Below are 23,274 nucleotides of genomic sequence, written 5' to 3'. Positions count from 1 at the left end.
CATATTCCGAAGTCTAAATGAATTGTGTTGCAGGTAAAAAACGATCTATAATAACAGATGTATAAAAATACATATTTTAGGGAGAGCCAAGATGGGAAAAAGATTGTTAATAGCACTATTAGGTATGATCATGTTATTTGGAGTGGTACCTGCATATGGTGCAGGAACTTCTGGAAATTCTTTAATATGGGAGGGTTATAACGACAACGGAAGAATGGTGGGTATTAATTTTACAACGTTTACAGGCAAAAAAAGCACAACGAAATCTATTTATAATAAGCAAGCTTCACAGCAAAAAATTATTGGGGATTGGATTTATTTTTTAGTAGAGGACGAAGAAGATCATTATTCTATCGCTAAGATTAAAACAGATGGTTCGGCATTCGCTTACGTATCCCGAGATGATAATTTTGCAAGTTTTGATGTTGCTGGAGATACGATTTACTTTGTGAAAAGTGAATACAACGGTAATTTGTACGATGATTTGTCTTATGGCTCAATGAAGACAGATGGTACGAAGAAACAGATTATTTTGCCTGTATCTCCTTTTTATAATTTTGAGATTAATAAAGAGTATGTATACTATACGGAGCGGCATACAGATTTGTTTTATCGTATGAAAAAAGATGGTACCGCAACTAAATCATTATCCTCAAAAGGTGTGTCAGTATACAAATTTTATGGTAATGTGTTGTTTTTTTCTGAGATGATAGATGGAGGCTATAGTTCCAGAGGTGTCTTTGCAGAGTTGGATGGAGCCAGAAAAAAGACATTTGCATCAGATAGTTATATTCTTCCTTTAGCATACTTGAATAATAAGTTCTATTACCGAAAAAATACGATAGACAAAGTAGGCAATACTAAAAGTATTATTTATGTTTATAATCGCTATACAGGTAAGAAGAATAAATTTGCTTCTTTAGATTATTATGACCGCTTCTTAGGACAAGTTGAAAACAGTCTTGCATTCCTAACCTTTCCAAAAGGAGATGTGTATAAAATTGGGCTTGATGGAAAGTGAATAATAAATCTGGTCATATTCGCCCGCCTTCCTGGCGGGCTTTTTGTCACTTTTCAATATGTTTTCCCGGTAGCACTGGATTCTCCTTATATTGATCTAGTCGCTCCAACTTTCGGAATACAACTTCATATTGGTGTGACCCGCTTCTTCCAGTGTGATCACATCCGTTAGGGCAAGCCGAGACGTCTGAGCCATAGCGGACCACGAAGGTTTACTTAGTGCGATGTTTATAGTCTTCCAAAGGCTATGATCAATGCCAGAACTATAAAGAAGATATTAACGCCGAGCTCCCGGTACTCTTTACGCCAAACATGAAACAGCATCCCGAACAGGGTGACCGTAGCCAAAGCGATTGCGGCGATCGGCGTAAGCACCGGAGTGATGTTCAGCGCCCAAGGCAAAACAAGGCCCAGCGCTCCGAGTAGCTCCGCGATTCCGATCAAAATAACTAGACTTTTTGGCACATCATTGACCCAGGCCCAGGTCTTTTTTGACGACTCGATACGAATGGTTTTCATCCATCCTGAATATACAAAGCCTAGCGCCAATATAAGTTGTACGATCCATAACGTTACATTCATCTTTTCTTATCCCCTCACTTGCTCGATTTTAATATCTGCCTCTATACTAAAGTGAGAAGGCCCAATCTGGAAGTAGGCACTTAAACCTAACCAGGTAACCAAAAGTATACCTGGGTATGGTCAGAAAGTGAGGAATAAGAATGACGGTATATTGTAAATTCGGAACGGCCTTGGATATCCTTACGGGTAAATGGAAATCTTTGATTCTTCTACGACTGTTGAGCAACGGTACAATGCGGTTCAGCGAATTACAAAAAGCCATTCCAGATATTTCGAAAAAAATGCTGACCCAGCAGTTAAAAGAACTGGAGTATCACGATATTGTGCATCGCGAAGTATATGCTCAAATTCCGCCTAAGGTCGAATACTCGATTACGGAGTACGGACAGCTCATGAAACCTGTGCTCCAGACAATGAGCGACTGGGGAGCCGGCCATATGCAGCATATGGAGAAGCTGTACAGCGAAGAAGACGAAAAAGGAGCACACCCATCCGAACCTCGGAAAATCGATTCCTTGGGGGGATAGGGTGACAAGGGAGAGTTAGTTTTGAATAAACAAAAAATTGTGATCATTGGTGCAGGGATTGTTGGGGCGTGTATGGCCTATCATCTAGCCAAACGAAATCAAGATGTAACTGTTATTGAACGCCACTCAGCCGCGGCGCGTGAAGTCACGGAAAAATCATTTGCCTGGATACATACGACGCATAGAGTGGCTCCTGAATACTGGCATTTGTACGATGCAGCTGTGGAAGAGTATCACACACTTCAGCAAGAGTTGTCCGAACTGAAAATTCATTGGCATGGTGCGCTAACTTGGGACACTCCGCCTCTAAGGGAGCAACACTTTCAAAAATTAAACCGGGAGCAGCTTGAGGCATTGGAGCCCAATCTGAAGGAATATCCGGATGAAGCCATGTTTGTCAGCGAAGAAGGTGCGGTGGACCCTATTGCGGTAACGGAGCTGTTGTTGAGCAAAGCGCAAGAGTACGGAGCAAAGATTCAGTTCGACACCAACGTTACACAGCTGAAGCAAGAGGGTTCCCGTCTGGTTGGTGTTCATACATCCAAGGGTTTTGTGGAGTCGGATGTTGTGGTATTGGCCGCAGGAACAGGTACACCCGAACTTTGTAACCCGTTAGGTTGTCACGTGCCAATAACTTCGTCACCTTCAATTCTGATTCGGATGAAAACTGCTAATAAACGGATACACACATTAATCTCCAATGCGCAATTTGAAGCGCGTCAACTGACAGATTATACGCTGCTGGCTGCGGAAGATTATATCGACGAGTCGGAGGAAAACGGACCACAGGCGGTCGGTAAGCGAGCTTACGACACATTGCGTCGCAGTCTCAAGCACGGAAATCAACTGGAACTGGAGAGCATAAAGGTTGGATGGAGACCCATGCCTGAAGACGGTTATCCGATTGTGGGCTTCCATGATCACATGAATGGACTTTATCTGACGGTAATGCATTCTGCAATTACGCTGGCGCCGCTGATTGCGAATCTGGCTGCAAGTGAAATTATTGATGGCAAATCAAGAAATGAATTAGACCCTTGTCGCCTCTCACGGTTTTAGAATCACCACACAACGAAAAGGACATCGCTCAAGTGGCGATGTCCTTTTCGTTGTGTTTATTTGTTGGAGTCTTCTACACTTCCCCAGTAGCCACCGGATTCTCCTCATAACTGTATTCGCAGCCGCTGGCGATTGGCAATTCCATGCCAAGCTATTCATCTACCTGTGAATCTCGCTAGCGGATTTGGCACCTTGACTTTCAAGCCACGGGATCAGTTTCAATGAAAAATTACGTTTTGCTGTGTCCAGTGGAGTCATTCCATCCCAGCTGGCTATCCAGTTCAGTTCGGCGCCTCGGTCAAGCAGGTACTCTGCTGTCTCTCTTTGACCTCCATGGCAAGCACACCAGAAGGCAACGGTTACTGCATCGGGGGGAGAAGGGGAGGTGCTTGTTCCCCAAGGATAACGTTCCGGGAGTTGGGCTCCTTTAAAATGTTCTTGTATGGCGTGAATATCTCCAAGGGCGGCCGCATGCCAAAGGGCAAAGATCGCGCCGCGCTCAACCAAGCGCCGTGCTGTATCCCATTGTGCAAAAGCAATAGCATCATCCAGCGGCGTGCCACCGGCGATCACCGCGCCAGGCGCTTCAATGTCTGCTCCAGCATCAAGAAGGGCATCAAGCACTTGAACATCATTGGAGCTTGCAGCCCAATGCAAAGGTGTCTCGATGTTTGGACCGACAAAAGGAGCGTTCACTTCCGCACCGAACTTGGTCAATACTCGCACGGCATCGGCTCCATTAGGGAAGTGCCCCGGCCAATCCGTCACCACGTGCAGCAGCGTTCGAGAGATACTGGAGTCTGCATCTACGTTGTCAGGCTTTCTTTCCAATATTCTTATCTTTGCCAATCCCGGATTCTCTGCCAGCAGTTGCTCTAACGTTGGAATATCTCCAGTGTGAATGGCTTGAATAACGCTCACTGCAAGTTTTTCATCTTCGTGAATAAACTCCATGCTCAAATCTCCTTCCAGGCTTATATCCATATTCATGAAAGCATTTGAACTGCACATCTGGCATGATACTCTGCAAGCCCTTTAGCGAATTGCTGATCGGGGAATTGTCTGTGAAGCAGTTTCAGTCCTCCTGATATCAAGGACAAATGATGGCAAAATCGATAAAATGTCATCCGCTCCGGGTCGAGATCGTTATTTTTTAAGTAATGATAAAAGTCTCCAAATCGAAACTCCAGAAAGCTATGCTCATTTCGAGATCGAAGAATCCTGCGCCCTCAATATCAATAAGGCATGGTTGCATAGCATGATCTATCCATATATGATCTGGACCTAACTCTCCATGAATGAAACTATAGAGATCTCTGGGTTGAATTGCTGCTTCCAATTCGCAAAGTTTCTCAAGCAACCTTTCGTCATTTTTCCTTATATCTGTCATGTGTTTGGATGCATAGGATAAGGCTGTTTCGGCATCCAACCGTTGAACTTGGTAGCAAGGCCCAGCTTTTTTACTGTTATCGTTGGCGTTTCCATAAACGTTTCTTTGGATTCCATGCATATTAGACAACATATCCCTGATCCGTTGAAACAACTCATCCCGATCTTTGTGATTTCTGTGCTGGAAAAGCGCTTCGGCTTTCTGTCCATCCACATACTCAACAAGAGCAAAATCATAAGAGTGCTGGTCTCTATCGTTATTTAGATCATACAAGATTGGTGTTCGAATTCCATGTTGAGCGAGAAAGCGAGTATTCAAAGAGAAAAGTTCGCTGCCATAGGAACTGTGGAAAGTGGGTTCATTCAAGATCTCTTCCTGAAAATAGTTGCTGGAAATATCCCAAACGTACAGCATACAAGTAAAACCATTCGTGCAGTCAATTTTGTAAATGACTTTTTGTGCACCTCCATGTATTCTTGCGCTCTGCGTTATGAGGTAACTGGCGCCAATTACATGTTGCACATAATCCTGTAATTCTTCACGAGTAAGATGGTTGTTGGACATCATCGACTTAAACTCCGTTTCAACTGTATTTTACCGGCCAGCAACCTAAATATATAGAACATTTTCCCAAAAATATAGACTGTTTCTTTTCGATCTGTTAAAGTGTTGATTAAGGTCTGTATATTCATATGTATATCAAAGCAAGGGGTCGGGTACTCACGTTAGTGGGTGATCCGGCCCCTATTTTGCATGCAAATTGACTCTCTATTGACTAATATATGACCAATGATTTTAAGAAGCTGGGAAGCCATCTTACATTTCAATGAACATCTTTTATTATGGAACAAGGCATCTATTAAAATAATGGATACTCGCCATATAACTATGCAAAGGCAGGAGCGACTTCACTCCTATCGATCCCCCTCGTTTCAAGCGTTAACGAACCTAGCACATCTTAAATGGTGGATTATTAACGAATACAAGGTTTAACGAACCTCAGTAACGCTAATCCGTCATAAAACGGTGTCAATACCTTAAAAATGGACCAATTTGGCGAAATAACGTCTCTGGGATTCGTTAGAATTTAAACCTGTGCTAATGAGAGCAAATAGCGTGTGCTAGATTCATTAAAACAATATAACCCTAACGAAGGTCCGCATCGTTCGATGTGGGCCTCTATGTAGTCTATAAAAATGAAAAAGTACACCAACAAAAGATGAATCTAACTTGTCTTGGTGTTTTATTTATCGCTATTTGACCCGTATAATTGATTAAAATGCACTTCATTCGGAAGGAGACATCATTCTTTGAACTATTATTTTCTGGAATCTCAATATCCACGTAGAGGGTTTATTAGTGGCGGAACAACCTTCACTCCCCAATTAGATATGAATTATTTGGCGATAGAGAATCCGTTGCCTGAGGGGGCAACGGCAGAGGTTGAGTTAGTGCCTACGGTGCGTAACCTGAACGTAGATTATTTTGAGACGATCACAGGAACGAGACACGTATCAGATCGTTTTAAAACGCTGTTGGAGGAAACGAAAACAAATACACAGTTTATTCCGACAACGGTGTGTTACCACGACGGTCGTGCGGTTGAAAAAACCTATTGGACTGCACATCAGCTTGATCGTTTGGATGTTTTTGATTATGAACGTTCGGAATATGGGCGCAAAGCGGTCATTGCTGCATCTGTACAACAACCTCCACGTAAGATCGTCAAAGTTGTATCTCGAATCTGCCTTCATGAAGAGCGAATTGGCAAGCATGAATTTTTTATGCTGGATTATATAAATATCTTCAAACCCATTGTTTCAAAAGATTTTTACGAAGTATGCCGAAAACATAGGCTGAATCTGAACGTTACAGAGGTCGGAAATGTAAGCATCTAAAATGCTACATGGATATAATGGAAGCACAAAGAAGCCCACACAAAACGTGGGCTCTTTAGTCTTTATTTTTCCCCGGTAGCCACCGGACTTTCTTGTGTATTTTGCTTGGCGCGGGTCAGCTGACTTAGCTCTCTGATCTATGCATCAAGTTTTCCTTTAACGTATAATCCAATTGATATAGTCTTGTATCATTTCTTTGCTTCGTGTTCTATTTATCTTATCCGGCTCTAGATACAAATTGAGAGCCATCCCATTCATAAAGGCATACAGTTTTTCTTGTTCCTTCTCTTCATCGGTTGTACGCAGAAGACCTTCATTTTTCAAGTACATGATGCAGTTCTTGATTGCGTTTTGCAGGTCCTCATAATTGGCGTCGAACCCTTTTTGCGTTTTTCCATAGCTTACAAATGCAAACCAAACCTCCATTTCCAATAATGTTTGTTCATCCGTCGGGACTAGTTCGAGCAAGTATTCAACAATTCTTTCTTGAGGCGCCAGTTCTCTTGCATTCAGATTTTTTATTCGAGTAAGTACCTTTTCCTTAACTAACTCCATTGCAAACGCTAATAGACTCTCTTGTTTTGAAAAGTAATGTCTTAAAGCGCCTTGTGATAATCCGGCCTCCTTCGCAATCGTTCTTGACGTTGCATGATGAATGCCTTTCTCACTAATGATTTTCCAAGTAGCTTCAGCGATAATATTCTTCATCTTCTCATGGTCCACGATTTTTGGCATACACACAGAATATCATATTATTTAACTCAACTGAAATAAATAGACGATGAAGAAGGGATGTGCTAGAATTTATTTAACTCAACTGAATTAAAAAAAATGGGGCAAACGCAACATGCCACTCAAAGGAGGCAATTGGAATGAATCAGCAATTCAAAGTAATGCTTCCAGCATGGGGAAAGGCAATCGGCTTATTATGTATGATCATTATATTTGCTGCTGTATTGTGGTTAGTGTGGACCGGAAATTTGAATATAAGGTACACGGCTGATCATGAGGAAGTGATTCCAATATGGCATAGTATGTTACCGGCATTCCTTGGTATTTTTCTAATCCATATGATTCCTTATCAAAGTCATGATTCCTCAATTTTCCAACAAATGGAGAAACAGCACTTGGTCGTTCAATCGATTGTATTATTGCTGTCAGGCGTTTTATTTACGGTTTCTCTGATAACGATAGACCAGCAAGGATTACATTTCCAGCTATATTATTTGGCGTTCAAGTTAACGACATTATTGTTCATCCCGTTGATTTTATTGCTGATTTATCGCAAAATGACTGCCGGGCAACAAGACATTATATCGGCAAAGCCTCGCTCTCGCGGACACGTCATTGCACCACTGATCGTTATTGTGGTCTGGGGTTATCTAAAGTTTTATTCCCCAATTGCACAACCAGAAGGAGCAATCGTAGCAACCGATATGACAGAATTACTACTCTTGGTGTTGATTGGTTTTATGATCAATAGCGTATTGGAGGAAGTTTTTTATCGGGTATGGCTACAAACCCGATTGGAGGCGTTGCTTGGAAGATGGCCCGCCATACTACTAGTTTCAATACTATGGTCCATTTGGCATGTTGCCATTCAAGGAAATGGTCATTGGGATATTGATGTGGCAACAGTAATTGCAAATCATGGGGTTACAGGTCTGTTTCTTGGTTATTTATGGGCCCGCTATCGTAAAATATGGGTGATTATCTTGATACATGGACTCATGAATGCTTCTCCTCATTTTCTTTTGCAGATCCTGTTTCATTGAGCGAGAAAGGATTTGGTTGGATCAGTCTTCCCATGAAACATGCCTCTATCTCTCCCATATTCCCGAGTGACGCTCAGGCACTAGAAAATACACCGCCCCAGGCATCAGCCTGCATGGCGGTGTATTTGTTTTTGAGATCCTGCAGACTTGTGATCCGTACCTACTCTTCCCCGATAGCCACCGGATTTTCCTCATAACTAATTCAGTCAATACAGCTTCTGGAATACAACTTCACGTTTGAGCATCCCGCTTTTTCCAGTGCAATCACGTGCAGACAGGTATTAAGCCTGAACCGGAGTGCAGTAGTATTCCTGGGGCGGGTTCAGAAACATGAAAGACATACATAATTTCCATGCAACTTAATTTCGTTTGTTCAAATCTCTGAAGGAGAATCCTCAAGTTACTAGAAGTATTTTAGTTTTACACGTCTTTCTTATGATAAGTATATTGACACGTTTTTTTCTGTTTATAAGTTTATTCTTGATATTTATCCCTATAATGTTATGTTTGTTAACAAAAAAATATTGTTGTAAATGTATTTATATGTTAGTGTTTATTTGTGTTAGAAAATATTACATAGTACAGAGGGGGAGCGTAATGTTTATTAACCGAACGATTAGGAGATTTGGAGTTTCAGTAGGGATTATAGGTATGCTTACATTTGCTCTACCTTCAGTGGGCTTTAGTATGCCGCTGCAACCAACAACTATCGATAAGGTAGAAGGTGATTATTATGTAACGTCTGCGATTGAGAACATTCGCTGGGGATCACTGCCTAATCGAGACAGCTCTCCGATTCTTACTGTACCATCGGGAAGTGCTGTAACATTTGATACGGTATCGCATGAGGGATTGATAGAAGATCAAGGGAGAAATCCAGTGGAGTACTTCGGCAAATTCGGTATCTCACCCGATGGAGTGTTGGATGATGCGAAGGTAATTGCGGCTTCTGAGATGAAGCATGATTATGTTAAAGACGGACCTCATATTATCACTGGACCAGTAGCAGTTGAGGGAGCGGAGCCAGGAGATGTTCTTAAAGTAGAAGTCCTTTCGTTGCAAACTCGAGTTCCGTATGGTGTCATTTCTAACCGCCATGGTAAAGGGGCCCTTCCTAACGAATTTCCAGAAAATACAGGCCCACTAGAGGGAGCTAGCGCAACAAAACCGGAGCTATATAATAATGTATCTATATTTACGCCTATTGAAGAAATCAACGGCAATTGGTATGGAGTATTACCAACAAAAGCTGGCAAAAATGTGCGTTTTCCAATTAACCCGTTTCTAGGTGTTATGGGGGTTGCACCAAATACCAGTGAAGTTGTGAGTTCTATCCCACCTATTGAAACAGGAGGGAATATGGATATTAATGAGTTGGGTGTTGGTGCAACTATTTATTATCCGATTCAAGTTAAAGGCGGGTTATTCTATACTGGAGATCCACACTTTGCTCAAGGAGATGGAGAAGTAGCGTTAACTGCATTGGAAGCTTCCTTAAGGGGGACGGTTCGGTTAACGGTGTTAAAGAAAGGTGATCCATCACTACCACACAGTGGAGAATTCACGCAACCTTTTGCTGAAACAGAGGATTATTGGATTCCAATTGGACTGGACCCTGATTTGGATGAAGCCATGAAAGAATCAGTACGTGAATCGATTCAATTCTTATCTGATAAGCTTGATATGGATAGGAGTGTAGCTTATGCGTACCTATCGGCGGCAACGGATTATGAAGTATCTCAGGTGGTAGACCGAACTAAAGGGGTTCATGGACTCATTCGAAAAACCGATTTCCTTGAATATGTTGATGTTGCCATGAATGTAGGTGGTACGACAATCAAACCGGTTGTTCATAACAATGAATTCTACGTACCGATTCGAACAATTTCGGAGCTATTGGGCGGTACAGTAGTGTGGGATAATAAGACGCGTACAACGCAAATCAAATTAGGTACGAAAAATATAAGTGCTCAAATTGGTTCAGATGTGTATTCAATTAACGATAAACTAGTGTTCAATAGTAACGTACCAAAGCTTTTAAATGGCGAAACCGTAGTTCCGGTTTCTGTTATTAATGAAATACTAGGTGCTTATGTAAATTGGACGACGATCGACAAGACGTTAACAGCTAATGTATCGTTAAGTAAAAAGCAATAATAGATTTCATTATTCAACCGTGGTGGACAGATATCCATCACGGTTTTTTCCGTTATCATGAATCAAAAAAAGCTGCCACTTGATGTCTACTTCTGTGTACTTTTAAATACTTAAAGGGTTGTATTGTTGACTCGATGTTGACCAAAAATAGAAAAATACATCGCCGGGGCAGATAAGCCACCTGGCGATGTATTCAACATCGATACACTGCTATACGTCTTTGTGCACTTCCGCATCGCCTGTAGCCACCGGATTCTCCTCATAACTAATCCAGTCGCTCCAGCTCCCTGAATACAACTTCACATTTGTATATCCCGCTTCTTCCAGCGCAATCACGTTAGGGCAGGCCGAGACGCCAGAACCGCAATACACGATAATCGCACCATCCTTGTCCAGCTTACTGAAACGCTCTTCTAACACCCCAGTATCTGTCCAACGTCCATCCCAATCCAACACATCTTTCCAAAAATAATTCACCGCACCCGGAATATGTCCAGCCTTGGCATCAATCGGTTCCTCCAGACCCGCATAACGGCGAGCATCACGGGAGTCAATTAGCACGGCACTGCCATTTGCCGAAGCCTGCTGAACATCCTCAACACTTGCCAGCATGGCTGGCTGCACATTCACCTCAAAAGAAGCCGGGATCTGAACTGGCACATCCGCGGTCACTGGGAATTTGGCGTTTTTCCAAGCGGAGAAACCTTCGTCCATGATATACACCTGTTCATGACCGATATAGCGAAGCAGCCACCATAGCCGAGATGCATTCATCCCGCCTTGATCGTCATAAGCAACAATACGACTATTGGAGCCGATGCCAGCTTTGGAGAGACGACTTGCGAGCACAGCCGGATCAGGAAGTGGGTGACGTCCTCCGTGCGAAGACACAGGAGCGGACAGATCTTTTTCCAAATCGAGATAGACAGCTCCTGGAATATGTCCAGCTTCATAGGCTTGTCTTCCCGTCTCCGGCTGACCGAGCAAGAATCGGCAATCTGCAATAACTACATCCGGTTCATACATTCTGGCGAGCAGCCAGCGCATGGATACAATATTTTTCATCAAAATACACCGCCTTATGAGAGTGGTAGAGTCGTTTATTACTATGCATTAAGAAAAAATACGTTATACCGTGGTAGGTTCAACAGGCCCTTTGCCAGCGATAGGAGCATCAGCAGGAATGGGTTGAGGTTTGGTTTTGCCATATTGAATGAAGATCCATACCCCGAATATAATGACAACCCCGGCAGACATCTGTAATGCACTGAGGGATTCACCGAGCAGCATCCAGGCCAGTAATGAAGAGAATACGGGTTCCCCAAGTACGCCCATGGATACCGTCGTGGCATTCATATATTGAAGCAGCCAGTTGAAGAGATAATGTCCAAAGATCGTTGGCACAATGGCGAGCAGCAGGAAGATTCCCCACTCTGACGCAGCGTAACCTCCGAACGGATGGCCCATGATCAGATTATATACCGCCAGCGTGCAAGCAGCTACGAAGAACACCCAGAAGTTATACGAAAATGCACTAAGTCCCGCTCGCAAAAATTGACCCAGCAGCATATGAACGGCGACTGCGATTGTGCCAAGTAAAGACAGGACATCACCTTGCAGGGCAGTACCTGCCAACTGGAAATCTCCTGCGCCAATGACGATTGATCCAAGCAGGGCGATGCCCATGCCGATGATCATCATGCGGTTAATTTTGGCTTTGAACAGCCATACCGAACCGGCAAGAATCAGTATAGGCTCCAGCGCGAGAATAACTGTGGAACTGGCAACACTGGTGAGCCGCAGCGAACCCATCCAGAGCAGGAAATGAAGGGCCAGCATCACACCGGATGCAAGCAGCAAGCCCCACTGCCGTAAGCTCAGACGCATCATCTCATGTCTGTATTTCCAGACAAAAGGCAACATTAGCAGATTGGTCAGAAATAGACGGTACATGGCAATGACCGCAACATCTGCGGTAGACCAGCGTACAAAGATCGAAGAGAAAGAAATGGCGATAATGCCGACAAAGAATAACAGATAGATGGATCTGCCGGCACGGTTCAAGCTTGTCATGGGTGTAGCTCCTTCTTGAAGTCTGATAGCGTAAATCACTTCATTATACAGGAGAAGACAACCGCAGGAAAGATAAAGAGAACGAAGAGATAAGTAGATTGTAACCGGGCTTGTAACTATTCTGTCATTCTCCCGATCCATTTTTCTATTAATCTTCTATATAGAGACATGAAACGAGATAATATACCAATAATCGGGAAAAAATGAAAGTAAGGAAGTGGCATGACAGTGAGAGTTCAACAAGAGAGAGCGGGAGAGCGTGGCAGTATTCCGCCTAGCACAAGTCGCACGAAAACACATAAACGAAGAAAAATCCGGTATGGAAGGGTAATCATAGCTCTAATGCTCTTGGTACTGTTCGTTACCGGTATTACATATGTATTCTTTGGCATGACGCATTGGATCAAAAGCGTTGTGGCGCCGCCTCCGATTACTGTAATCGAACAGCCGGCCAAGCTCGGCATGATACAAGTTACTCCGGATGCGAAGGAGGAGCCGGCACGGTTCCAGGGCCAGGTTCGCAAATTGGCATACATAACGTTTGATGATGGGCCAACTGAATATACAGAACAACTGCTGGATATATTGAAGCAGCATGAGGCGAAGGCTACCTTTTTTATGATCGGACGTCAGTTGAATCAGCATCCAGAAGCAGTGAAACGGCTGTTGAAAGAAGGCAGTTATCCTGGACTCCACAGCATGACGCATAACTATAAAAAGCTTTATAAGAGCGGCAGTTCTGCAAATTTTGTGAAAGAATTCAAGAAGGAGCAGAAGATGGTGCAAGACCTGATTGGTTTTACGCCTCATCTGATTCGTGCACCTTATGGCAGCAGTCCACAGATCGGTGAAAAGTTCAGAGGGGACATTGCTGCGGCCGGGTTCAAACTGTGGGACTGGACGACAGATTCACTCGATTGGAATCTTCCCGGTCAGCCGGACAAGATTGTGGCCCGGGTGAGCAAAAGTGTACATCGGGATAAGGAAGTGATTCTGATGCATGAGCGGGAGCAGACGGTTCAGGCTTTACCACGCATTCTGAAGTTACTCGAAGATCGGGGTTACGAGTTCGAAGTATACGACCCGGATGCACACTGGGTAGCCAATTTTAGCGGAGATACCCGCTTGTAATATAACAACAAGATGATGCAAGAGAGGAAGGACTTTGGTGCTAACGAGTAAAAAAGTGGCGCTTGCGGCAGTTAGTGTATTGCTAATTCTGCTGGTGAGTGGTTGTGGAGATCCGCAGGAGCCTGCGGCAAATCAGATAAACCAATTGGTGCTCAGCGGTCAGGAGATCGATCAGAGTTTGAAGACGCTGACCAGTCATGAGCAGGAAGATATGAAGTTATACAAGTCTATTTTAGACAAAGGCAAGAACAAAAACAGTGATCTCGAAGCACTGCTGGATCAGGCATCAGATCATATCCATGAACGAAGAACGTTGTTGAAAAAGGCGGAAGAGGCCATGAAACAGACCAACGAGAAGACGGTAGCCTTGCGCAGTTCCCTTAAGGAACTATCATTTGAAAAAGAAGAAACGTTGGCACAGGCAGAAAAGGTGCTGGATCAATATGAAGCTAGAGCACGTGCGTTGGAAAGTTTTGTTGCTTCGTATCAGTTGAGTCTGAGTGCCGATGAGCAGTTGTATGATCTGATGAGAGAAAGTGCAGAACCTAATCTGGTTAAGATTAAGCGAGCTATTCGGTTACGGAATAGCGAATATGCGAAGCTTGCTGAATTCCGAAAGCAATTTAACCTCCAGACCAAAGCATTTAACGGAGCCAATGCCAAACTGGTACAGATGGATCAGGCCAGCTGAGCAGAGGATTTGAGCAACCATTCAGACATTTTGCATGATTGAGCTGCCTGTCTCCCGTGTAAGTACTAGTATACAGCCAAGCCAATGGATGAGAAGCAACATGGACAAGCATCATTGCGTATAAGCTAACGGAGGTGTTCATATGCGAAAAGGAAATACAATGAAAGTCAGTGCATCACTCCTGGTTTTACTTATGGGATTCTCGCTTGTGGCTTGTGGGAACAGTAATCCTGCTGCACAGCCAACAGTGAATAATACGGAAGAACAGTCACCAGCACCGGAGCAACAACCAAATGAAAGTGCTGCAATAGAAGCAGAAGGTATTCTGACTGGATGGGCTGATCCGCATACCGTTGAGATTCGAGTGAATGAGAAGCCGATGTCATTCCAGGTGAGCGAAGATCTGCAAAAGTCTCTGGATGATATCGATGACGAAGATTCCGTTCGTTTCAAATATGTAGAGAAAACGATTGATGCAACAACGAAACAGTTGGTACTTACAGAGATTGCAAAGATTGAATCGAGTGATGACAATAACGGTTCCAATGCAGGCGGTACAGTAACGTCCGATCGTCCGAAGACATCGGAGCTGGAAGTGACGGTAGAAGGAATAACCGAGAAACGTCCAGTGAAATTGGCACAAGCGAAAGGTTATTCACTTTATGTGTTTGAACCGATGGCTTTTGACGCTGAAGACCATGAATTAACAATGAAGATTGATCCGGATTATGAGGTAGAGATTGAGAAGCTGCCGGCGAATTACAATCTGGATACGCTGAAGATGGATGCCAAGGAAGAGTTGTCCGAGACCGGAGAAGTGAAGCAGTTAACGGCTGAACAACTCAGCAACGGCCCGATGAAGGATGCAAGATTATACATGATGTCCCAGAATGATAAGAAAACAGAGTACTTTATTGTCAAAGAACTGGACGGCAATGGTTTCATTTTCCACATCCAAGCGCCTATTGGTGAACCTTCGGAAGGTTTCCTGCCCATGGCATATGCATCCCTCAATTCCATTATGAATGAGTAGAAAATTAAATTAAAAAGATTCCCTAAACAGCGTGTTTCCTTGAGAGAGGAGATGCGCTGTTTTATTAACGTTACTACAATATAGATAGATGTACCGTGCCGTGCATAGACAAATAGCCGGAAGGAGCGATGCTGCTGCATAGGTTCCTCCCGGCTTCTTGGCCGTGCTTCTATTCAGTTTGCAGGATCAAACCCATGCCCTGATCCGTTACTCAGGTTAGTATGGTCGATTCCTTGCGCCCTTTGAGTTCCTGGTAACGGGCGATTACATTCTGATGAACGGGATGTTCGTCGGGAATTCCCATGCGCTCACGGATGAAGGCGGAGACGCCATCTTCGCGAATCATGTGTTGTAGTTTCATGGCTTCCTCGTCGCGCTTGTCATTAAACAGCATTGCGGCCGCCATAGCAGAAGTTAAATGAGGAATTTCAATTCCGAATTCACTGGCTTGCATCGCTGGGCGAACAAGCCGATCATGAGGTGAAAGCTTGCGAAGGGGGGAACGTCCGACCCGGGTAACCTGATCCGTCAGGTTGGGATTGGCGAAGCGTTCCAGTATGGTATCGATATATTTGTTATGCTTCTGAGCATCGAATCCGTGCTTCTGGATGAGCATCTGACCGGTCTCTTCCATAACATGACGCACCTTGGCCCGCAGGGTAGAATTACTCATCACCTGGCGGATCGTCTTGCATCCTTCGAGATAGCCGAAGTATGCAGCGACACAATGTCCTGTATTGACCGTAAACATTTTACGTTCAATGTAAGGTTCAAGCGAATCCACATAGTGGACGCCATCTATTTTCTTAAAACCATCCAGAAGTGCTGGACGATGAACGACCCATTCGTAAAAAGGTTCAACAGTGACCTGCAGCGGGTCTTTGTGGTTTTGAGCCGGAACAATCCGGTCCACAGCTGCATTGGGGAAAGAAACATAACGTTCGGCTTTTTTGCGAGTTTGTTCATCCAAAAATGGATAGATGCGTTTCTTCAGCCTGGTGCTACCACCGATGGCATTTTCGCAAGCGATAATATGCAGTGGAGCCTGATTATTGTTTTTCATGCGAAGTTGAATGCCTTTGGCGATCGGTTCGGCGATATCTCCGAGTGCAGATACCCCCACCGCGGTTGTGATCACATCGGCTGAAGCGATCTCTTCAGCAACCAGATTCTGCTCACTCACATTGATAGCCGTCACGTTGTTGACAATCGTAGTGTCCTGATCGCTATTGGCAAGTGTAATCGGATATTCCTGTCTCTCTTGAAGCATGGAGATTTTCTTCGGGTTACGTGCGACAAAGCAGACTTCGTAGTCGGAAGCGGACAACATATGACCGATAAAACCGCGGCCTATATTGCCCGCACCAAAATGTACAGCTTTCATGTGTGAACTCCCCCTTTAAGGATTAAATCGCGAAATTCGTGCAGACCTTAGACGGTAGTGACGAGTGGCTTCGAAATCAAATCGTTAAATGTAAGGTCGGTCAAGCAAGATAGCCGTTGGTGAGGCATATCGAATTCCAGTGTTCCTGTGATGGTATTCGAGATGACTACGCAGTGCATACCAGCCGCAGCAGCTGCACGCGCGCCGTTAGGTGAATCCTCAATCGCTACGGCTTCGTCTGCAGTTACTCCAAGGGCTTCAAGCGCTTGAGTGTAGAGTTCCGGGTCAGGCTTCACATTTGCAACATCATCTGCCGTACGAATGACTTCAAAATAATCTTTCAGTTTCAGTTGTTCCAGATGTTGTTCAACCCACTCCCGTTTGGAGCTGGATGCTACAGCCAGTTTCAGTCCGGCTTCACGTGCTTGTTCAAGATATTCCTGAATACCAGGACGCACCTTTTCTTTGTTCATCAATGCAGCGTGCTGCAACTGAACGGATTCCCTGAACTCTTCCCGATCGATCGGAAGATTCAAATCTGTGATGAGGTACTCATATGGATTAAATGTTTTCAGACTGGTACCGATGCATTGTGAATACATCTCCAGGGTTAAATCTACGCCGTGTTCCTTGTAAGCATCACGAAAAGCAATATACCATGCTGTCTCTGTATCAATAATCGTTCCGTCGAAATCAAACACCAGTGCCTTAATCATAAATTTGTTCCTCCTGTTTCAGAATTAGTTTGGGGATGAAATAAAAAAATGAAAATTTTCTGCAAATTCATTCCCTTCATTTATTAACCTGCGGGATATTAGTTGACGCAATACACCGAAAATGAATATTAATTTGGGAAAAAATATGCGTTTTAAGCTAATAAAACCGTAACATAGGACAAACCGAAGGGTCAAGCGCGTCATGATTGTTTACATTGAAAATTTTCACATATATGATTTGTTTTCAGAAAATGATGAACGTTGCAAACCGTTAACCCTTTTGCATGTAAGCGGTGTACTGAATAAACTGTTTTTACAGCTCAAAAAAATAAAACTTTTTTTATGAAAATTTGCTATTCTGGCCGTTCAACAGCTTTCGACACTTTTATAATAGAAGAAATGGAGCTGAATTTATTGGATTTTATTATCTTTACGCCAGATCAGGCCCTGTGGGAGAATGGAAGAAAGATTGTGAAAGTATATGGAGTAAGGGAGGAAGACAAGCATGTTGCAAAAGGACCGTTTCAATGGCTGCTTCATCGGGCTTGCAGCGGGTGATGCGTTGGGAACTACCGTGGAATTCAGTAGCCCGGGCACATTTGAACCCGTAACGGATATCGTGGGTGGCGGCGTATTCGGGCTGGAGGCAGGGCAGTGGACAGATGATACATCCATGGCTCTGTGCCTGGCAGAAAGTCTGGTACGTAAGGCAGACTTTGATCCTGCGGATCAGATGCGCAGATACACCAATTGGTACAAGGTCGGGTATATGAGCAGCACAGGCGATTGCTTTGATATCGGCGGGGCCACGCGAAGTGCCTTGGAGAGGTTTGAGATAACTGGAGAAGCCTACAGCGGATCAACTGACCCGATGACGGCGGGCAATGGCTCTATCATGAGGCTTGCACCTGTCGCGATGGCTTATGCTAATCAACCAAACGAGGCGGTTCGTTATGCCGGGCTGAGCTCCCGGACAACACATGCTGCAACGGAAAGTGTGGAAGCATGTGAAGTGCTGGCCGCCATAATTGTTGCCGGTCTGCGCGGAGCGAACAAGAGCGTCATGTTGATGCCGGAGACATGCAGACAGTGGAGGGAAGAACCTACTTTTTCGCCCGCTATTGAAGAGGTTGTTATGGGTTCCTATCAGAGCAAAGAACCGCCGGAAATTAAGGGCAGTGGTTATGTGGTTCGTTCACTTGAGGCAGCACTATGGGCGTTCTATAAGTCCTCAAGTTTTGAGGAAGGCGCGTTGTTAGCTGTTAATCTGGGTGATGATGCGGATACCACGGGTGCGGTGTACGGACAAATCGCAGGTGCTTATTATGGACTGAGTGGTATTCCGGCACACTGGCGGGACAAGCTGGCCATGCGTGGAACGTTCGAACAACTAACAGATGCCTTGTGGTTGAAGGCGATAGAAAATCGTTGATAAAGAGACAGACAGGAGAAGAGAACATCTATGAGCACGACTGGACACACAGTACAACCACAGGTTTCACCGTCAGGTAAACGAGGGGCGTTTCCATTATCCCTGTTATGCCTGACGATAGGGGCTTTTGCGATTGGTATGACTGAATTTATTATTATGGGCCTGCTGCCCAATGTGGCAACAGACCTGAATGTAAGTATTCCGCAGGCAGGACAACTCATTACGGGATATGCGCTTGGTGTAGCGGTAGGTGCGCCGATTTTGACCGTATTTACACACAAGATTCCGCAGAAAAAACTGCTGGTGCTGCTGATGTGCATTTTCATTATCGGAAACGCATTGTCCGTTATTGCTCCCACCTATGGGTTGTTAATCTCAGCACGGATCTTAACGGCATTTGCTCATGGTACGTTCCTTGGTGTAGGTTCAATCATGGCGACGCGGCTTGTTGCGCCCGAGAGAAGGGCAGGAGCGGTATCGTTTGTTCTCGCGGGGCTAACGATTGCCAACATCATTGGCGTTCCGTTTGGTACGTTTATCGGGCAACAGCTTGGATGGCGGTCATCTTTCGGGGCGATTACGATCTTGGGCATCATTTCGTTGATTGGTATCATTCGTTTCATTCCCGTCCTCCCGCAAGGAGCACCAGCGAACCTCGGACAGCAATTTCGGAATCTGGTTCGTCCACAAGTGTTGCTGGTTCTGCTTATTGGGGCGTTGGGGTGCGGAAGTTTGTTTACAGTCTTCACCTATATTACGCCGATGCTTGTGGATATTAGCGGCTTTGCGGAGCAAAGTGTGACCTGGATTCTGGTGTTGTTTGGCTTCGGTGTAACCTTGGGCAATTTGGTTGGCGGCCGTCTGGCAGACTGGAAGCTGATGCCTTCCCTGATCGTTAATTTCGGGATACTGGCGGTTCTTCTTGCTGCACTTACGATTACACTAGAGAATCCTTATCTCGCGGTAATCACCATATTCTTCTGGGGTGTAGCGGCTTTTGGTATTATGCCGGGACTTCAGATTCGGATTATGAATATGACTCGTGAAGCACCGCTACTTGCGACAACCTCAAGTCATTCGGCATTTAACCTGGGAAATGCCGCTGGTGCCTATATGGGTGGGTATGCAATTACGCATACAGGACTTATCTCAGTGCCTTTGTATGCTGCAGTAATTGCTGCACTGGGTTTGCTGGGTTTGTTCATCAGTCTGTTGATGAAAGACAGACTGGCTTCACCCGAGGGTGCAGAGGTAGTTAATCCAGTATCCGTACACTAAACAGATGTCAAGAAAGCCTCAGCCATCCTGTGTAACCAGGGGCTGAGGCTTTTTGGGCATGTTGTTTTAATAGATTTCAAGCTCATTGATTCGCACATAGGTTGGCTGATGGGAAGGACCTTTACTCGCTACGACACGGATCTTGGAGGTACTGACTGCTGAAAATGTGTGTGAACGCGTTAACTCTTGATTGCCTGTAATCTGTACAAGATTCACCCAATTTGAGCCATTCCAGTATTGCAGATCATAATTGGCAAGCGGGTATCCCTGTGTGGTATACAGATCAATTCGCTGGATTGAACTCGATGCCGGCAAATCAATGACGACATATTGGGGAAGTGAGGAATTACGGTTATTGGCCCAGCTATAATTTTCCCCCAAGGCCGTGTTACGATCCCCGTCATTGATTCGGGCTGCTGAATACCCGGGATAGGTGGAAGTTACCGTTACGGCAGCATTTCGTGCCAGGTTCTGTCCGGTTCCCGGATTGGTAGGGGTTTTCACAAGATTCACCAAATTCCAGCGCAGCTCGAAGAGTTTGAAGGACTTATTAAATACAGCTCCTTCTCCTTTGACGAGAGCATCAATCTTTAGAGACATGGTACTGGGTACATTATTGCTGCTTGTCCATTTCCCTGTGCCTTCAATGCCGGCAAAAACACTTACCTCAAGTATTTTTTTGCCGGCAATTTTCAGACCGACTTCCGCTTTGGCTCCTGCCCAAGCAGTGATCTGTCCTTCAATTTTATGGGTTACTGTAAGATATCTGTTCACACTGCTGTAAGGCTGGATCTTCACGGGAATAAAGACACGTGTTTTCCCTTTGACTCCCGCGGTAACCGTGTATCCCTGATCGACCTGAAATTCAAAGGTGACGTTGCCGTCAATACCAATGACCAGAAAAACGCCGACAGATACGGCTCCGAGATTGCCAGCACCAATGTTGAAGCCCATGATTGGAACTTTGACTTCTTTTTTGAACTTGGCATCACCTTTGATATAGATGTTGGCTTTTTCACCAGCAGTAAATTTCAGATCATATTTTCCCCAAAATCCGTATTTCCCCGTAACTTTGGGTGCAATCAAGGTGAGCTTGCCACCTGCTTCAACGAACACTTTGTTACCGTTTGCATTTTGTTGATTTACAAGTACCTTCTTGAAATCACAGACAAACTCATTGCCGGATTTTTTGCAATTGGCAAAATCACCTGCTCCAGCAGCACGAATCACATCATCCAGATCTGTTGAATTAATATCAGTTAATTCCGTGGAGTTTATTTCATTCAGATCCATATCATTTGTATCATTCATGTCCATGGAATTCACATCATTCAGATCCATGGGTGCGATATCCGTGGAAGCGATATCCATTGTTTCTGCATCCGCAACCCTGTCCATATTTGCATCCAAATCATTTTGAATCGTGTTGTCGATGTTGAACTGTCGCATTTCAGCATCATCAGCTATATCGGTCTCTAACAAGGAAGGGGTTTCCTGAACAAGCCATTCCTTGCTATCCAATACCATCTCAGGATCAGGCATGACGATATTACGCTCTTCGAACGAGACCTCCTGCTCGGGAATATCATAGTAATCGAACAATTCCTCCACACCCGGAGTGGTGTAATCTACCCGCATACCACCAGAGCTTCTATTGACGCTTGTAACTTTGATAGCCCGGGCAGAGGACTGATCGAGAAAAATCTGACCAGGAGCTAGGTTATTACCGATTTGGGCAGCCTCTTGGGTGCTAAGTTCTATTGAACCTTTCTCTTCCACCGTTTCAAAGACGGCATTTACCACGGGAAGTCTCTTCACCATGGAAGCAGGCATGGGTTGGGTTGGTTTTAATTGATAATCGACTTGCTCGAATTGACCTGAAGAAGAAATGGGATTGCTAATAGCCAGTCCATCTTCGGAGATGTTAAATGAGATTCGAAAATATGCTTCTGAAACTGGAGCATTCACATTGGTCTTGCCTGCCCAGATCCAGCGTGCACTGGTCTCCTCAGGCATGCCACTAATCTGTTTCCAAGGATCACTGCCATACCGTCCGAAGTCAGTAGCACGTGACCATGACGAATCATCGAAGTTGGGTTGCTCCCAACCTTCGATATATCGTTCAGATACTTTCCAGTTGAAATCCGTAACCAGATTCTCATCTCCGTAGCTAAGGTCTGCCAGCAGTCCCGCATAGAGGCCTATATCCTTCGCTTGAACTGCAATCACATTGATGCCAGATTGAATCGGCACAGGGAACGTATAGGCTTTGGCCCAGTCGGTGCCTTTTCCCGTCTGTCTGCCGTTTATAAAAAGTGTGAATTCATCATCTGCGGTTATGGATATTTTTCCTTCATTGTTAGATGCAGCATAGACATTGGATGGCCATAACCCCACAAGTAAAGGCAGCAATAATGTAATAACCAGGAATGAAGCCCATGCTTTTTTGATCGAAAAGCGTACATTGAACATCATCATTTTCCTCCCAGAAAATAAAGTAGTTGCAAAAGATATTGGTGGCCGAAACGTTGAAACTTTTTCGTAAGCATATCTCAGAAGAAAAATATTATGAATCTATTGAAATTGTTCATAGACACCCCCCTATGGAAGTTATAATAAGGTAAAATATTCAATTTAACAACAGTATTTTACAATTTTCAATTATGATTCGAGAATAAAGAAGAAAGAAGAAAAACTCTGATGCTATAAGATCATTGAATTGAATCGATAGAAATGAAAATATTGTTGCAAAAAATGGATAAATAAGTTTAAATATACTATATAAGTAATTCTGTGTCGGGAAAACAGAGTGGAATCTACATGTTTCAGTGTTTTTCTGAAGGGAAGGGAGGTGATCTAACCTGTTTCTTGTAAGGGCTTTCAATTTTGGGTTAAGAGGAAGCTTGCTTCACCGCGTTAGAAAAAGTTGAACTTCAGCATCAAGCGTAATCCAGTGAAACTTCGAGAAACGCATACTTAAGTTTGACAAAATTGAGAGGAGAAATTGAGATGAAAAAACGTATTACAATCCTTTTAAGTCTTTCGATGATCGTTGCCATGATTGCCCCAACAATGGCTTTTGCTACGGATTCCAGCGAGGTTGGTGCTCAGAACACAGCGTATGAATC

At 44.2% G+C, this 23,274-nt stretch carries 20 protein-coding genes; 11 read left to right on the top strand and 9 right to left on the bottom strand.

What is annotated here, in order from left to right; translation table 11 throughout:
- Nucleotides 1-91: 91 nt before the first annotated feature.
- Complete coding sequence (locus MHH92_RS21875; protein ID WP_340906254.1) at nt 92-1,021, top strand: DUF5050 domain-containing protein; 930 nt, start codon at nt 92-94, stop codon at nt 1,019-1,021.
- A gap of 227 nt (nt 1,022-1,248) precedes the next feature.
- Here the strand turns inward: MHH92_RS21875 and MHH92_RS21870 are convergent, their stop codons facing one another.
- Nucleotides 1,249-1,602 (bottom strand): DoxX family protein, encoded by a 354-nt coding sequence (locus MHH92_RS21870; protein WP_340906252.1) that lies wholly within the window; start codon nt 1,600-1,602, stop codon nt 1,249-1,251.
- A gap of 140 nt (nt 1,603-1,742) precedes the next feature.
- On the opposite strand from MHH92_RS21870, the gene MHH92_RS21865 reads away from it, so the two are divergent.
- Together MHH92_RS21865 and MHH92_RS21860 are read left to right on the top strand one after the other, a co-directional pair.
- Nucleotides 1,743-2,129, top strand: coding sequence for a winged helix-turn-helix transcriptional regulator (locus MHH92_RS21865; protein ID WP_127551824.1), 387 nt, complete (start codon nt 1,743-1,745; stop codon nt 2,127-2,129).
- Between the two features lie 21 nt (nt 2,130-2,150).
- Entirely contained in the window at nt 2,151-3,188 is a 1,038-nt protein-coding gene (locus MHH92_RS21860) for an NAD(P)/FAD-dependent oxidoreductase (protein WP_340906249.1), read from the top strand.
- A gap of 159 nt (nt 3,189-3,347) precedes the next feature.
- Here MHH92_RS21860 and MHH92_RS21855 read toward each other — a convergent pair whose 3' ends face one another.
- Both MHH92_RS21855 and MHH92_RS21850 read right to left on the bottom strand, forming a co-directional pair.
- Nucleotides 3,348-4,109, bottom strand: coding sequence for an ankyrin repeat domain-containing protein (locus tag MHH92_RS21855; RefSeq protein WP_340906247.1), 762 nt, complete (start codon nt 4,107-4,109; stop codon nt 3,348-3,350).
- A gap of 232 nt (nt 4,110-4,341) precedes the next feature.
- Nucleotides 4,342-5,145 (bottom strand): phosphotransferase, encoded by an 804-nt coding sequence (locus tag MHH92_RS21850; RefSeq protein ID WP_340906245.1) that lies wholly within the window; start codon nt 5,143-5,145, stop codon nt 4,342-4,344.
- 743 nt (nt 5,146-5,888) lie between these two features.
- Here MHH92_RS21850 and MHH92_RS21845 point away from each other — a divergent pair.
- The gene (locus tag MHH92_RS21845; protein ID WP_340906243.1) at nt 5,889-6,476 is read left to right on the top strand and encodes an imm11 family protein; all 588 of its coding nucleotides are present in this window, start codon (nt 5,889-5,891) and stop codon (nt 6,474-6,476) included.
- Nucleotides 6,477-6,632: 156 nt separating this feature from the next.
- Here MHH92_RS21845 and MHH92_RS21840 read toward each other — a convergent pair whose 3' ends face one another.
- A complete protein-coding gene (locus MHH92_RS21840) occupies nt 6,633-7,184 on the bottom strand; it encodes a TetR/AcrR family transcriptional regulator (protein ID WP_445744680.1) in 552 nt (183 codons plus the stop codon).
- 164 nt (nt 7,185-7,348) lie between these two features.
- Here MHH92_RS21840 and MHH92_RS21835 point away from each other — a divergent pair, with 164 nt between their 5' ends.
- Nucleotides 7,349-8,251, top strand: coding sequence for a CPBP family intramembrane glutamic endopeptidase (locus MHH92_RS21835; protein WP_253502258.1), 903 nt, complete (start codon nt 7,349-7,351; stop codon nt 8,249-8,251).
- Between the two features lie 597 nt (nt 8,252-8,848).
- Entirely contained in the window at nt 8,849-10,408 is a 1,560-nt protein-coding gene (locus MHH92_RS21830) for an acetamidase/formamidase family protein (RefSeq protein ID WP_340906238.1), read from the top strand.
- 210 nt (nt 10,409-10,618) lie between these two features.
- Here MHH92_RS21830 and MHH92_RS21825 read toward each other — a convergent pair whose 3' ends face one another.
- Complete coding sequence (locus tag MHH92_RS21825) at nt 10,619-11,473, bottom strand: sulfurtransferase (RefSeq protein ID WP_340906236.1); 855 nt, start codon at nt 11,471-11,473, stop codon at nt 10,619-10,621.
- 63 nt (nt 11,474-11,536) lie between these two features.
- A complete protein-coding gene (locus MHH92_RS21820; protein WP_340906234.1) occupies nt 11,537-12,481 on the bottom strand; it encodes a DMT family transporter in 945 nt (314 codons plus the stop codon).
- 228 nt (nt 12,482-12,709) lie between these two features.
- On the opposite strand from MHH92_RS21820, the gene MHH92_RS21815 reads away from it, so the two are divergent.
- The 3 genes from MHH92_RS21815 (at nt 12,710) to MHH92_RS21805 (ending at nt 15,336) form a co-directional block, all read left to right on the top strand.
- Nucleotides 12,710-13,612, top strand: coding sequence for a polysaccharide deacetylase family protein (locus MHH92_RS21815; RefSeq protein ID WP_256721299.1), 903 nt, complete (start codon nt 12,710-12,712; stop codon nt 13,610-13,612).
- A gap of 37 nt (nt 13,613-13,649) precedes the next feature.
- Nucleotides 13,650-14,303: a YkyA family protein gene (locus tag MHH92_RS21810; protein ID WP_253502242.1), complete on the top strand. Its 654-nt coding sequence runs from the start codon at nt 13,650-13,652 to the stop codon at nt 14,301-14,303.
- A 142-nt stretch (nt 14,304-14,445) separates the two neighbouring features.
- The gene (locus tag MHH92_RS21805) at nt 14,446-15,336 is read left to right on the top strand and encodes a hypothetical protein (RefSeq protein WP_340018030.1); all 891 of its coding nucleotides are present in this window, start codon (nt 14,446-14,448) and stop codon (nt 15,334-15,336) included.
- 211 nt (nt 15,337-15,547) lie between these two features.
- Here MHH92_RS21805 and MHH92_RS21800 read toward each other — a convergent pair whose 3' ends face one another.
- Nucleotides 15,548-16,720 carry a mannitol-1-phosphate 5-dehydrogenase gene (locus MHH92_RS21800; protein ID WP_340906230.1) on the bottom strand — a complete coding sequence of 391 codons (1,173 nt, stop codon included), beginning with the start codon at nt 16,718-16,720 and terminating at the stop codon, nt 15,548-15,550.
- A 47-nt stretch (nt 16,721-16,767) separates the two neighbouring features.
- Nucleotides 16,768-17,436, bottom strand: a complete 669-nt coding sequence (locus tag MHH92_RS21795; protein WP_036615249.1) for an HAD family hydrolase — start codon at nt 17,434-17,436, stop codon at nt 16,768-16,770.
- 505 nt (nt 17,437-17,941) lie between these two features.
- Between MHH92_RS21795 and MHH92_RS21790 the strand changes: the two genes are divergently transcribed.
- Nucleotides 17,942-18,868, top strand: coding sequence for an ADP-ribosylglycohydrolase family protein (locus MHH92_RS21790; RefSeq protein WP_340906226.1), 927 nt, complete (start codon nt 17,942-17,944; stop codon nt 18,866-18,868).
- Nucleotides 18,869-18,898: 30 nt separating this feature from the next.
- Nucleotides 18,899-20,146 carry an MFS transporter gene (locus MHH92_RS21785; RefSeq protein ID WP_340906225.1) on the top strand — a complete coding sequence of 416 codons (1,248 nt, stop codon included), beginning with the start codon at nt 18,899-18,901 and terminating at the stop codon, nt 20,144-20,146.
- 66 nt (nt 20,147-20,212) lie between these two features.
- On the opposite strand, the gene MHH92_RS21780 is transcribed toward MHH92_RS21785, so the two are convergent.
- Nucleotides 20,213-22,624 (bottom strand): galactose-binding domain-containing protein, encoded by a 2,412-nt coding sequence (locus tag MHH92_RS21780; protein WP_340906224.1) that lies wholly within the window; start codon nt 22,622-22,624, stop codon nt 20,213-20,215.
- Nucleotides 22,625-23,274: the final 650 nt, after the last annotated feature.

Source organism: Paenibacillus sp. FSL M7-1414 (assembly GCF_038003195.1).
GTDB lineage: Bacteria > Bacillota > Bacilli > Paenibacillales > Paenibacillaceae > Paenibacillus > Paenibacillus amylolyticus.
The sequence above is the reverse complement of the archived record's forward strand: the minus strand, read 5'-3'. Positions and strand labels throughout refer to the sequence as shown.